The organism is Ruminiclostridium papyrosolvens C7, from assembly GCF_000421965.1.
Classification (GTDB): domain Bacteria; phylum Bacillota; class Clostridia; order Acetivibrionales; family DSM-1351; genus Ruminiclostridium; species Ruminiclostridium papyrosolvens_A.
Genome location: NZ_ATAY01000025.1, coordinates 1 through 13,799, shown reverse-complemented (window position 1 = coordinate 13,799; position 13,799 = coordinate 1). Strand labels below are relative to the sequence as shown.

The 13,799-nt window shown below is 38.5% G+C and carries 13 protein-coding genes; 10 read left to right on the top strand and 3 right to left on the bottom strand.

The genetic code is table 11. The features are described 5' to 3' along the window. Positions 1-79: 79 nt before the first annotated feature. Entirely contained in the window at positions 80-781 is a 702-nt protein-coding gene (locus tag L323_RS28805) for a tetratricopeptide repeat protein (protein ID WP_020815111.1), read from the top strand. A gap of 78 nt (positions 782-859) precedes the next feature. On the opposite strand, the gene L323_RS28800 is transcribed toward L323_RS28805, so the two are convergent. Next, positions 860-1,552 (bottom strand): SGNH/GDSL hydrolase family protein, encoded by a 693-nt coding sequence (locus L323_RS28800; RefSeq protein ID WP_020815110.1) that lies wholly within the window; start codon positions 1,550-1,552, stop codon positions 860-862. Positions 1,553-1,748: 196 nt separating this feature from the next. Here L323_RS28800 and L323_RS28795 point away from each other — a divergent pair, with 196 nt between their 5' ends. Next, complete coding sequence (locus L323_RS28795) at positions 1,749-2,345, top strand: DUF1836 domain-containing protein (RefSeq protein ID WP_020815109.1); 597 nt, start codon at positions 1,749-1,751, stop codon at positions 2,343-2,345. Here the strand turns inward: L323_RS28795 and ytaF are convergent, their stop codons facing one another. Beyond that, positions 2,346-2,969: a sporulation membrane protein YtaF gene (gene ytaF / locus L323_RS28790; RefSeq protein WP_020815108.1), complete on the bottom strand. Its 624-nt coding sequence runs from the start codon at positions 2,967-2,969 to the stop codon at positions 2,346-2,348. It lies immediately after the preceding gene. A 505-nt stretch (positions 2,970-3,474) separates the two neighbouring features. Here ytaF and trpE point away from each other — a divergent pair. The 7 genes from trpE to trpA are packed head-to-tail and all read left to right on the top strand — an operon-like array spanning position 3,475 to position 9,922. Next, complete coding sequence (gene trpE / locus L323_RS28785) at positions 3,475-4,941, top strand: anthranilate synthase component I (protein ID WP_020815107.1); 1,467 nt, start codon at positions 3,475-3,477, stop codon at positions 4,939-4,941. Further along, positions 4,941-5,522, top strand: a complete 582-nt coding sequence (locus L323_RS28780; protein WP_020815106.1) for an anthranilate synthase component II — start codon at positions 4,941-4,943, stop codon at positions 5,520-5,522. The genes trpE and L323_RS28780 overlap by 1 nt, the downstream gene beginning before the upstream one ends. Further along, positions 5,519-6,544, top strand: coding sequence for an anthranilate phosphoribosyltransferase (gene trpD, locus L323_RS28775; protein ID WP_020815105.1), 1,026 nt, complete (start codon positions 5,519-5,521; stop codon positions 6,542-6,544). The genes L323_RS28780 and trpD overlap by 4 nt, the downstream gene beginning before the upstream one ends. Next, positions 6,544-7,332 carry an indole-3-glycerol phosphate synthase TrpC gene (trpC, locus tag L323_RS28770; RefSeq protein ID WP_020815104.1) on the top strand — a complete coding sequence of 263 codons (789 nt, stop codon included), beginning with the start codon at positions 6,544-6,546 and terminating at the stop codon, positions 7,330-7,332. Before trpD ends, trpC begins: the two co-directional genes overlap by 1 nt. A gap of 24 nt (positions 7,333-7,356) precedes the next feature. Further along, positions 7,357-7,974: a phosphoribosylanthranilate isomerase gene (locus tag L323_RS28765; protein ID WP_020815103.1), complete on the top strand. Its 618-nt coding sequence runs from the start codon at positions 7,357-7,359 to the stop codon at positions 7,972-7,974. Then, positions 7,975-9,159, top strand: coding sequence for a tryptophan synthase subunit beta (gene trpB, locus L323_RS28760; protein WP_020815102.1), 1,185 nt, complete (start codon positions 7,975-7,977; stop codon positions 9,157-9,159). Continuing rightward, on the top strand, positions 9,152-9,922 hold the full coding sequence (trpA, locus tag L323_RS28755; RefSeq protein ID WP_020815101.1) for a tryptophan synthase subunit alpha: 771 nt from the start codon (positions 9,152-9,154) through the stop codon (positions 9,920-9,922). Before trpB ends, trpA begins: the two co-directional genes overlap by 8 nt. A gap of 168 nt (positions 9,923-10,090) precedes the next feature. Here trpA and L323_RS28750 read toward each other — a convergent pair whose 3' ends face one another. Continuing rightward, positions 10,091-12,979 (bottom strand): methyltransferase domain-containing protein, encoded by a 2,889-nt coding sequence (locus tag L323_RS28750; RefSeq protein ID WP_020815099.1) that lies wholly within the window; start codon positions 12,977-12,979, stop codon positions 10,091-10,093. Positions 12,980-13,175: 196 nt separating this feature from the next. Here L323_RS28750 and L323_RS28745 point away from each other — a divergent pair. After that, positions 13,176-13,799: NTTRR-F1 domain (locus L323_RS28745; protein ID WP_020815098.1), on the top strand; the 624-nt coding region annotated here is incomplete at its 3' end.

Below are 13,799 nucleotides of genomic sequence, written 5' to 3'. Positions count from 1 at the left end.
CCTATATTATATCAAACTTTTAATACAAAAAATAATACATATTTGATATAATCTACTTTAGTGAACAGGAGGAATCTACATGTTTGGAAAATTTAAATCATCTATATACGTTATAAAAGCAAATAGTGCCTATCAAAAAGGCAATACACAGGAAGCCATAAATTGGTTGGAAAAAGCATACAAAACCGGAAGTGCAAAACCCGGTATAGTTATAACTTTTGGCTACCTCCTTTTAAAGGAAGGATATCTTGACGAATCATTAAAGATATTTAAGGAGCAGATTAACTCCACTTCAAAGATTAAAGATAATGACATGTACAGTCTCAAATCCAATTACGCCCTTGCATTGTGGAAAAATGGAGAGCTTGACAGAGCTATTGCACTTTATGAAGATATATTTCCAAATTATAAAAATACAAATGTATATGGAAGCCTGGGATATTTGTATATCCTTAAAGGCAACCTTGAAAAAGCCCTGGAATTCAATCAAGAAGCCATGGAATACAATAATACCGGTGGGGTAATATTAGATAATTTGGGTCAGACCTACTACATGATGGGTGGATACGAAAAAGCAGATGAAATATTTCAAAAGTTGATGGCATTGTCGCCAAAGTTCCCAGAAGCATACTATGACTATGCACTGGTACTGGAGAAGCTGGGAGACAAGGAACATTGTATAGAAAATCTTAAAAACGCTTTGAATTACAAGCCAAATTTCCTGTCAGGTGTTACAGTGGAACAGATTAAGGATAAGCTAAAGCAGGTTGAAACAGAGTAAATTGCAGTTGTGGCTATGAATGAGTTTGTAACGGTGAACCAACACAAAGGCTAACCGTTACAAACTTATTTTAATATCTTAGAAGCTAAATTCCAGCATGGATTCCAAAATCTTTTTATGGCCTTTTTCATTGGGATGAATACCATCTGCACAAATCTGTGAACTATAGTTCCTGCTTAGCAAAAAGCTTTCTCTGACATCTATCATTTTGCAGTTCATCTGACGTGAAACCCACTCTACTGCATTGTTATAAGCTTCCTGCCAACGGTATATCCTTGCGACATCACCCAGCCAGTGCAATATATTTTCTCTATTTAATCCTTTGGAAATCCAGTTAAAATATCTTTCAGGCTCCAGAGGCGGTAAATTCATGAGTACAGGAGTTATACCTTTTTTTCCGAACATCTCCACCATATTTTGCAAGGTGTTTTTGAAGCTTTCAATAGAAGTTTTGGGCTGATGTACTAAGTCAGGGTTTTCAGCTACCTCGCTCCAGTTAAAATCGCAGTCATTTCCGCCAAATTCTATTATTACAATATTTTCTTTATCGGTAATTAATTTATCTATGGAATTTGATATTCTGTTCAGGGCCTTGGTGGATGTCATACCGAAGTATGCATTATTTTTCACATTAAACCCTGTTATCTGGGCAAAGCTGCTTATGCTGTTATCCTTCATTACCTTATATTTGCCGTCTTTTTCATCTAGAATAACACCTTTTAAAATTGAATCTCCCCAAACAATTATATTTTTATTTGCTGAATTTGACATAGACGATACATCTCCTATTACTTGTTATTATATGACTTTAAAATTATGTATTTAATTATCAATATTTTATTATCTAGTTTTCATTACTATATTACCCGTTTTAGTTCTTCTTGTCAAGGCTTTCTAATAACTATATTGTAATAAACAAACAATGTGTTATAATTAAGATAACCATTTATCAGGAGTGATATTCATTTTGGACAATAGTAAAGTCAATAATATAAAGGAAGAACTTGGCCAATTATCGGCCTCCCTTGGTTCATATAAAACTGAAAATTGGAGCCAATTTCCAGGAATAGACCTGTATATGGATCAGGTAATAACCTATCTTGAAAGACTGCTGAACATTTTCGGTGATACTTCCGATTCCAGCAAAACAATTACCTCAAGTATGGTGAATAATTATGTAAAAGAAGGCTATCTTAAACGTCCCGTTAATAAAAAGTATGATCGGGTGCATCTTGTGTCACTTTACATTATGTCAATGCTAAAGCCCATATTACCAATTCCGCTTATTGCCCGTTCGCTGGGTAATTTTAACAACGAAGAAGAGTACCGTAATTTTTACAGTGAACTGACAAGTCTTCAGGATCATGCATTTAACAGTGTTTCTCAAAAGCTCCTAAACCTTATTGAGAGTGTGGATGAAAACGATTATGAAAACTCCCTGCGTCTTTTTGCTTTACAGCTTTCAAGCGAAGCAAATGCTCATAGGATTGCCGCTGAGAAAATACTGTCCTTGCTGAATCAAAATGAAGCATCAAATAAAAATGATAAGACTAAAAGCAAATAATTATGCAATTATCTGATACAAACCTATAACCAGCAATAGTATGCCCGATATGACTGTTGCTTTTTCACCCAGAAATTTTGACGCATACCGTCTGCCTATTATTGCACCCAAAGAAATAGTCATAAGGCTGAAAACTATTACTGCTGCTGATAAGACGAAGGCATTTATTCCTGACACTCCGGCGCCAAATCCTGTACCGATACAGTTGGATGCCAATGCTATGCCCAGAAGTATGGATTCTTTGAGTGATATATCTCCCGAATAGTCTCTATCGGCAATACCCGGGTCATCCATTACAGCCTTTATATCGTCTATGTACTGAATACCGTTACCATGAACCTTTTTGGATTTCCTTCTGCTATTCAGGTATCCTATAATTGTGAATAAGCCCATTATAATCACTATAGAGCCGCCAATGGTCTTTCCAAGGCAATCGGAAATATAGTTTGTAAGTATGTTTCCAAGAAGACTGGACAATAAGGTTGCTATACCCGAAAATAAAGCGATTGATATATTCGACTTAAACGGTACATTTATCTTTCTTGCTCCATATGCCAGACCGATTGCCATATTGTCTAAATTCGGTGCCAGGCACAGTAAAAAAATTGATAGAATAACCCCCACGGTCTTTTCACCTCAGGATAGTATATTTTCATTTACACAGAATAGTGCATGTCCTCAAAACGTATTGTTATTTGTAAATTTTATACTTTTAAGTATTTTTATGTTTTTTATGTAAAAACGTATTGACAATTTTTATTTATGGATGTAATCTTATATTAAATTTAATATCTGCCCTTTAAACCGTTGATGTGGAGATAACGGTGATATGTGCACTTACAGAGAGCAAGGGAAGCTGAGAGCCTTGCAGAACGCAGTACATCAAATGGACCACTGAGGGCGTAGTCAAATGGATTTTTCTTTCCAGAGTATTCTACGACGTAACACATGCGTTATTTGTGAGAAATATGTTTGTATTTCGTAAGTGTGTAAGATTTATTTTACTTACAAAACAAGGTGGCACCGCGGGTGAATTTTATTACACTCGTCCTTGACTATTTCAGTCAAAGGGCGGGTGTTTTTAGTTTATCAAAGAAAATAAATCTTGTACAAAAAAAGGAGTGGTATTATGTACAAACCAAGCTTGGAGGAAGCAAAACAATTGTCAGCAGGATATACAATTATCCCTGTCAGCTGCGAAATCTTCTCAGATATTAAAACACCTATTGCAGTACTCCAAAGTCTAAAGGCTGTGAGCAGCCGTTATTATCTTCTGGAAAGCGTTGAAAACGGCGAAAAATGGGGTCGGTACTCATTTCTGGGCTTTGATCCCGTAATTGAACTTTCCTGCAAGGACGGAAACCTTGAAATAAAGGGAGAATGTTCAAAAGAGGTTTTCACAAATAATCCCAACAGCCACATCAGAGAAATACTGAACGAATACAAAAGCCCCAGACTCAGCTTTCTTCCGCCTTTTACAGGAGGCTTCGTAGGTTACTTTGCATACGATTATATCAAGTACTCCGAAAGAACCCTGAAGCTCGACGGAATAGATGAAGCAAACTTTAACGATGTGGATTTAATGCTTTTTGACAAGGTAATAGCTTTTGACCATTTTAAACAAAAAATTATTGTAATTGTAAATATAAAAACCGATAATCTCGAGGAAAATTATGAGAAAGCACTAAAGGAAATAGAACGCACAGTAAATTTGATTAAAAAAGAAGTCCCTGCTGAAAAGGCTGTCTCAAAATTATTGTCACCCTTTACCCCTAAATTCACCATAGAGCAGTACGCTGAAATTGTGGAAAAGGTTAAGCATTACATTTTTGAAGGTGATATATTTCAAGCTGTTCCGTCCAACAGGCAGACAGCAGACTTTGAAGGAAGCCTTCTGGATGCTTACAGGACTTTACGAACCACCAATCCGTCTCCATATATGTTCTTTGTAAAGTTTAATGATTTAGAGATAACCGGAACCTCACCTGAAACACTTATAAAACTGGAAAACGGTAACCTTTCCACCTTCCCTATCGCCGGAACAAGACCCCGTGGGAAAAACGAGGAAAAAGACAAAGAATTGATTGAAGGCCTTTTAAGTGATGATAAGGAGCTTTCTGAGCATAACATGCTTGTTGACCTGGGGAGAAACGATTTGGGAAGAATCAGTGAATTCGGAACAGTTGAGGTTAAGGATTATCTGAGTATAAAAAAGTTCTCCCACGTTATTCATATAGAGTCCAAAGTTACGGGTAAGCTGCGTAAGGATATGGATCAGCTGGATGCCATAACTGCTATCCTCCCTGCCGGAACGCTTTCAGGGGCACCCAAAATCCGTGCCTGTCAGATAATAAATGAAGTTGAGGGGCATCGACGCGGGATTTACGGCGGTACAATAGGATACATTGATTTTACGGGGAATATGGACACCTGCATTGCAATAAGAACAGCTATTCTAAAGGATAAAAAAGTATATGTCCAATCCGGCGGAGGCATCGTTGCAGACAGTGTTCCCGAAACAGAATACATGGAGACGGTAAATAAGGCAAGAGCCGTAATAAATGCTATAGAACTATCCGAAAGGGGGATTGACTGATGATTTTATTAATTGATAATTATGACAGTTTTTCTTATAACCTTTATCAGCTTGTAGGTACTATAAACAGCGATATACGGGTCATCAGAAATGATGAGATTACCATTGAGGAAATAGAAGCTTTAAACCCTTCTCATATTATCCTTTCCCCCGGGCCCGGTCGCCCTTCAGATGCAGGTATATGCGAAGCAGTAATAAAGCACTTCCATAAAGTAAAGCCGATTTTAGGGGTATGCCTTGGGCACCAGGCAATCTGTGAGACCTTCGGCGCCACCGTTTCATATGCAAAGGTCCTGATGCACGGTAAGAAAAGCCTCATACACATTGCAAACGGCAGTGCAGTTTTCAGAGGTCTGCCTCCCATTATTGAAGGTGCAAGATATCATTCTCTATCGGCAGTACGCAGTACTCTCCCTGATGAACTATTGGTTATAGGAGAGGACGACGGCGGTGAGGTAATGGGCATCAAGCACAGAGATTATAACGTTTACGGACTGCAATTTCATCCGGAGTCTGTTTTAACACCCAATGGTATAAAGATATTGGATAATTTTCTAAGAATAGGCGGTGAGGCAAATTGATTCAGGAAGCTATTTATCAGGTAATCAACAAGCAGGATTTAGATCTTGATAAAACAACACAGGTTATGGAGGAAATCATGGAGGGCCGTGCTACAACTGCACAAATAGGCTCATTCCTCACAGCTATGAGAATGAAGGGCGAAACCATTGACGAAATAACCGCATGTGCAACTGTTATGAGGCAAAAGTGCAAGCGAATCCACCATGAAAAGGATGTTCTGGATATAGTTGGTACAGGCGGAGACGAGGCCAACACCTTCAACATCTCAACAGTGTCCTCTTTTGTGGTCTCCGCCGGCGGTGTACCCGTTGCAAAACACGGCGGACGTTCTGTTTCAAGTAAATGCGGCAGTGCTGACCTTCTGGAGGCACTGGGTATTAATATTGCGTTGTCCGCTGAGCAAAGTGCAGAAATACTGCAAAAAATCGGAATGTGTTTTATGTTTGCTCCAACTTATCATGCTTCTATGAAATATGCCGCTCCAGTCCGTAAGGAACTTTCAGTAAGGACTATTTTTAATATACTTGGGCCTCTGGCAAATCCGGCAGGTGCAAATATGCAGCTTTTGGGAGTATATGATGAGAATCTTGTGGAGCCTCTTGCCAGAGTTCTGCTAAATCTGGGAGTTAAGCGTGCAATGGTTGTTCACGGTCACGATGGTCTGGACGAAGTAACTCTCTGCAACACCACCACAATCTGCGAAGTAAGCAACGGCAGCATTAACAGCTTTTTCCTCTCTCCCGAACAACTGGGCTTTTCAAGATGCTCATTAAAGGAATTGGTTGGGGGCGACCCAAAGGAAAATGCCTTAATAGCTCTAAATATTTTAAATGGCAGTAAGGGGCCAAAGAGGGATATTGTTGTACTGAATTCGGCACTATGCCTTTATATGTCATATAACCAGACTACTCTTAGGGATTGTGTTAAAATGGCTGAACAGCTTATTGACAGCGGTGCTGCAAAGGCCCAACTGGTCAAATTTATAGAGCTGTCAAACAGCTTTAATCAAGAGGTGCCATGATGATATTGGATAAAATCGCTGATAGTACAAAAATACGTGTTTCGAATCTAAAAAAAGAAGTGCCTTTTGATTTTGTAAAATCTGAGACATTAAAATTGGAAAATAAGAGTCCTTTTGCTTTTGAAAAAGCAGTAAAAAATGGAGAGCTTACTTTTATATGCGAGATAAAAAAAGCTTCTCCCTCAAAAGGACTTATTTCTGAGAATTTTCCTTATATTGATATAGCCAGAGATTATGAAGCTGCCGGGGCCGGAGCAATCTCGGTTTTAACGGAACCTGAATTCTTTCTTGGCAGTGACCAATATTTAAAAGACGTAAAAAACACAGTAAGTATTCCAGTTCTTAGAAAAGATTTTACAATTGATCCGTATCAGATATATGAAGCGGCATTAATCGGTGCAGATTGTATATTGCTTATATGTGCCTTGCTGGATACTGATACTTTGAAAGAGTATATCAAGATTGCGGATAGCCTTGGACTGTCCTGTCTTGTGGAAGCCCACGATGAGACTGAAGTTAAAAGTGCCATTGAAGCAGGCAGCAGAATAATTGGCGTAAATAACAGGAATCTGAAAACTTTCGAAGTTGATATAACAAACAGTGTACGTCTTAGGAAACTTGTACCCCCAAATATAAGTTTTGTATCAGAAAGCGGTATCCGAAGTGCCCAAGATATTACAGTACTCCGCCAAATAGGGGCAAATGCCGTTCTCATTGGTGAAACCCTTATGAGAAGCGGTGATACAGGGGCAGAACTGGCAAAGCTGCGGGGTTCTGCACAAAACTAGTACATTTACCATTTGGAGGGTCTTATGTCTGTAAAAATAAAAATCTGCGGTCTGACAAGACCCCAGGATATCGAATATGTAAATGAAGCTCTGCCGGACTATATAGGTTTTGTTTTTGCAAAAAGCAAAAGACAGGTAACTCCTGAAACTGCGGAACAGCTAAGAAAAAATCTGGATTCAAGAGTCACTGTTGTGGGAGTTTTTGTAAATGAGGATATAGCCATGATAACCTCACTATGCAAAAAGGGTATTATTGATATAGTCCAACTCCACGGAGACGAAGGTGCAGATTATATAGAGTTACTGCGTCGGAAAATAAATAACCCAATAATAAAGGCGGTCAGAGTCAAAGACAGTGAATCGGTAAAAGCATCATGTTCCCTTCCCTGCGACTATTTGCTTCTGGATACCTACTCCGGCAATGACTACGGAGGAACAGGCAAAGCATTTGACTGGGGGTTGATTTCAGATACAGACAAACCCTTCTTTCTGGCGGGAGGAATATCAGCCGAAAATGCAGAGACAGCAATAAAAAATATAAGGCCCTACTGTCTGGATGTAAGTAGTGGCGTGGAAACAGATTCGTTTAAGGACAGAAATAAAATTTTAAATATTGTAAATTTGGTAAGGAGTGTGAAGTAAATGCTAAAAGGCAGGTACGGAAAGCATGGGGGGCAATATGTCCCTGAAATCCTAATGAACACCATAAATGAACTCGAGGAGAGTTATAACTACTATAAGAATGATTTTGACTTCAACAGGGAGCTGGATACCTTATTAAAGGAATATGCCGGAAGACCCTCTCTTCTCTATTTTGCAAAAAAAATGACAGAGGATTTAGGTGGCGCAAAAATATATCTAAAGCGTGAAGACTTGAATCACACAGGCTCCCACAAGATAAACAATGTTTTGGGGCAGGTGCTTCTTGCAAAGAAAATGGGCAAAAAGCGTGTAATAGCAGAGACAGGCGCAGGACAGCACGGTGTGGCTACTGCAACTGCCGCTGCACTAATGGGTCTGGATTGTGAAATTTTTATGGGCTTGGAGGACACTAAGCGTCAAGCTTTAAATGTTTTCAGAATGGAGCTTTTGGGTGCAAAGGTTCACCCGGTTACGAGCGGAACACAAACCCTGAAAGATGCAGTTAATGAGACTTTTCGTGAATGGGCTTCAAGAATGGAGGACACCGCCTATGTGTTGGGTTCCGTTATGGGGCCTCACCCATTCCCCATGATTGTAAGGGATTTTCAGAGTGTTATCGGTAAAGAAGTCAGGGAACAAATGCTTGAAAAAGAAGGCAGGCTACCGGATGTTGCCATGGCTTGCGTAGGCGGTGGCAGTAATGCTATGGGACTTTTTTACGACTTTATCGGGGACAAATCCGTTGAACTGATAGGGTGTGAAGCTGCCGGAAAAGGTGTAGACACTGAATTGCATGCGGCTACCATAGCCAAAGGACAGCTTGGAATATTCCACGGTATGAAATCGTATTTCTGTCAGGACGAGTATGGGCAAATTGCTCCTGTATACTCTATCTCGGCAGGACTGGATTACCCCGGTATAGGCCCTGAACATGCGTCTCTGCATGACACAAACCGTGCCAAGTATGTTCCCGTAACGGATGCGGAAGCAGTTGCAGCCTTTGAATATCTGTCCCGAACGGAAGGTATCATTCCGGCAATTGAAAGCTCCCACGCAGTTGCTCATGCAATGAAAATTGCACCTAAAATAGGAAATGACAAAATAATAGTCATATGCCTGTCAGGAAGAGGAGACAAGGATGTTGCCGCTATTGCAAAATATATGGGGGTGAATATAGATGAGTAAAATCAGTAATGCGTTTAAAAATGGTAAGGCATTTATAGGCTTTCTTACAGCAGGTGATCCGTCATTGGAAAAGACTGAGAAATTTGTTCTGGAAATGGTCAAAGCTGGTGCTGACCTTATAGAGATAGGGATTCCGTTTTCAGACCCCATTGCAGAGGGTGAGGTTATTCAAAGAGCAAACATAAGGGCATTAGCAAACGGAACAACTATGGATAAAGTTTTTGAAACAGTTAAGAGAATAAGACAAAAGACTCAAGTTCCACTTGTTTTCCTAACCTATCTTAATCCTGTATTCACCTACGGTTATGACCACTTTTTCAGGGAATGTAGTGAGTATGGTATTGACGGTGTTATAATTCCTGATATTCCCTTTGAGGAAAAAGGAGAACTGATGCCTTTTAGCGATAAATATAATGTTGATATCATATCATTAATTGCACCTACCTCTGAGGAACGTATTAACAAGTTAGCTTCCTGTGCAAGGGGATTTGTCTACTGTGTATCGTCAAAAGGAGTTACAGGTGTACGTAATGAAATAAAAACAGACCTGCAGTCAATTGTATCCTCTGTCAGGTCTGCCACTAATGTTCCGGTAGCTGTGGGGTTTGGTATATCCTCCCCTCAGCAGGCATCAGAGATTTCTAAATATGCTGATGGAATTATTGTTGGAAGTGCTATTGTAAAAATTATCGAGGAATACGGTAATGATGCTGCAACACCTCTATTTGACTATGTCAGCAAGATTAAACAGTCTATAATATAAAACAGGTTTTCATGTTATACAAGGGGTTGTTGCAAAACATAAAGTTTTTCTGTTTTAACACCTGTACTCCCGTATAAAATTATATCAATGATTGCTTCCAAGCTTTCATTGATACAATTTATACTCACGCACAGGTTAATAAAAAACTTATTTGCAACAGCCCTCTCCTTATTTTTCACAGACTGCTATCATGTTATTTGCTGTCATCTTTACCCCTTTTTCCACCTTATAATTCTCTACTGAATAAAAATCAACCTTATCAAATACTTTGCTGAGGATTGTACTGAATTCTTCAATTTCATACTCTTTTATATGAAAAGGATTATGAACATTTCTTCTCATTGCTTTGTTTGGGGTAGATATAATAAACTTTCCCCCTTTATTCAAAACCCTGTATGCTTCTTCTACGTGCTTAACTGTCATATCAACGGGAAGATGTTCAAATACTTCAAATGAAACATATACATCAAATTCCCCGGCATGATAAGGCAGACAGGTAACATCCCCCCTATTCCAACGTACGTTTGACTGTCTGTAGGCCCGGTTTGCAAATCTTATATTATCCTCTGCTATATCTATTGCCTCTACACTATTGCATACCTTTGATAAGTATGCAGCACCATAACCGAAGCCGCATGGAGCTTCCAACACTCGGCTTTCATTATTCATGAAGCCGGAAGCAAAGGTATATCTTTCAGCTATTTTAAGATATACATTTAAGGGAAGAAATTGTGAAGCCGGTATTCCTCTTTCCCACATATAGGCGAGATAATTTTCCTCTACCTCTGCCTTGATTTGCGGGTCTGATATAAAACCTGAAATATTATTCTTATATACAGCACCTTTTTTTAAAATATTACTTGTTATTGATAGGATTTCATGCGAGTTTTTGCTGCTTTCAATCTGCTGGGGAAGTATATACTCTTTGTTGTACAAGTCGTACCAGATATTATTTATAATTAACTTTTTATCCTGGCTGTTATTTAGGATAAACTCTATTAATTCATACCTGTGAAATTTCTCCCTTTTCCCTATGATTACTTGGGCAGTAGTAAAATCAAAAGTGTCAAAATCATTAGTTTCATAGGAGATAAACTCATTTATCTTGTCACGTATATATTCAAAGGTCGGGTTATCATCCTTTTCCAGAAGCCTAAGAATGTCTGCTTTCCCTGAGAATTTATGCCATAATTTTTGATTTTGTTTTATTTGCTTTTGAATCAGGGCAATTTGCTCCCTTATACTATCCGTATCATATATTTCCTGAAGCTTAATACTTATTTTGCAAGGGTTTGTTTTCTTTTTTATAATAAGGAGTTTTTCTGTCAGCCCCATATTCTTGTTGCATGTCAGCTGTCTATCTTTTAGCATCAGGTACTCCCCTATAATATTTTTCTCATGGTTACTCAATTCACTGTCCTTGAATATTTCAGGAAGGGTACTAAACAATTGCATAGCAGCTTCTCCGCATTTTCCCACCAAGTCCTTATCAAATGGGTAATTCATAAAGTACGAAACCGGAAGCATTTCCACCAATTCCAAACCGCAAGCTTCCAAAATTTTTTCTACATACTCTCTATCTCTTATTACCATATGAGGTGACTTGCTTTTTACCTGCAAAACACTTATTGGGTCAAGTATTATACAAAACCCGTTAGTATCCAGATGAATTGAGATATTTTCCAATACTCTTTTATACCGTGTTTCATCTGTTATATGAAGCAATACATCTGCAGCAAATATTAAATCATATTTCCCACTATAGTATGTTTGATTGCTTATATCACCATTTTTGAATAAATACTCAGGATATATTTTACTCAATTCTGAGACTGACCTTTCTGAAATGTCGACAGCCTCATATCCGGTGACTTTATTATTATGGAAAAGTTCTGTAAAAATCCCGGTTCCGGGGCCTAGTTCCAAAACTCTTTTACTGTTGATATTATCAAATAATTTATTTACTATTGCATCCAGCAAGTGGATTCTGTTCTTGTAAAGAAATTGGTTGTATATCTCACCTAAGCCTATAAACCCTACACCTTCAATATCGAATTTTGAATTCAGTCTTTTAATCCAATAATTCTTATAATCAAAGCCTGTAATGTGTTTATTTCTGGCCGAAATATCCTCCAGTAATGACATTATCGATTTGAGCTGCATATCCAAGGAGTAATTATCATCAACAAAAATTCTGTATTCAACAGAATTATATTCATTATCGGTAATTTTAAAAGTAGCCTCATTAACCGTATTCCACAAGTATTTGTGAGGATAAATCTCTGATGCACCTGCAAAATTATGTATAATGGGCTTTATACCTTTAGCCATTGCCTGCATTACACTCATGTTCTGAGATTCCAGTACGCTGGTGCATAGTATATAATTTTTATCCTCCAACCATTTATCCAGATTCTTTTGCCAGCCCTCAAAGTGATAGTTTGTTTCCAACCCCAGCTCCTCTACCATCTGTTTGAAATACAGTAAGTATCTGGAGTCTTGAAACTGACCTGCGATATAAAAATTATATCGGTTATCATAATCATATAGTGCTTTAAAGACCTGCAAAAGCAGCATTGGCCCTTTTTTGTAATTAATATATCCCGCATAGGCAACATTAAATCCATAGCTTCTATTTTCAAAACTAAACTGTGATAAATCTACTCCGTTTGGTATTACTGTAGTAATTTTTTCATCTATTCCGAAAGTGTTAATTGCATACTTACGTATTGTTTCTGATACGAATATAAGGCAGTCGACACAATTCCAATTAACCCTTGCCGGATAATTTGTAAATGCCTCATAGCTGTGCAGTCTGCAAATTATTTTTTTTTCTTTTGCAATATCAAGTCTGCCGGCATATACCAACAGTTCATCACACCATTCAAACCAGCAAATATCAGCCCAGTTCATCCCTTCTTCCAGTTTTTCCATGTTAAGCATGTTTACAGTTATTTTCTTAATATCATAATCCTCTGACAGTTTATTAGCTATATCCTCGATGAATTTATCATCACCCTTTGAAAATATAGCTAGTTTTATATTTTGGTCTCCCATGATGACCCCAATCATTATAAATATATCTGTTACTATTTATATGCTGCATGTATGTTACACATAACGTCACTTTTTAATGTTTTTTGTTAACATAAGGAACAAATTGTGCTATACACCCATATACTGTTAACGTAGCATACTAAACATTTAGAGTATGTCTATCCCCAAAACTTTCAAGGAGGTGACAAAATTAAAAATGGCTACTAATGTTATTATAAATGGCGGTTTTGAAACAGGAACTTTTCCTCCCTGGAATTCGTTCAGTGCAATAGTAACTTCCGCTTTCAGCCATTCAGGTACTTTTTCTGCGGAATTACTTGATGGAGGTGTAACCTCTACTATTTATCAGATAATTGAAGCAGATTTTACTGAGCCTTACGAATTCTCCGCTTTTCTGGCAAAAGTAGGAGCATTGCCAAATCCACTTACTACTATTACAATAGCATATTTTGATGCTAACTTTAATTATCTGGGACTTGGTCTCGTCATCAGTATTCCACCAGGTACTCTTCCTGATGCTACGCTTAATAACTGGCAGGAATTCACGGGTACAACAACCCCTGCACCGGCCGGAACAGTGTATACTATTGTATCTATAAGTAAACAGGGCGAGCCAAATACTTCTAATGTACTTGTTGAAGATGTATCTTTAACATCTTCATCCGGACCAACAGGACCTACCGGGCCGACAGGACCTACCGGGCCGACAGGGCCTACCGGAGCTACTGGGGCAACTGGCGCTACCGGGGCAACTGGCGCTACCGGGGCAACTGGCGCTACCGGGGCAACTGGTGCAACCGGAGCTACGGGTGTAACTGGA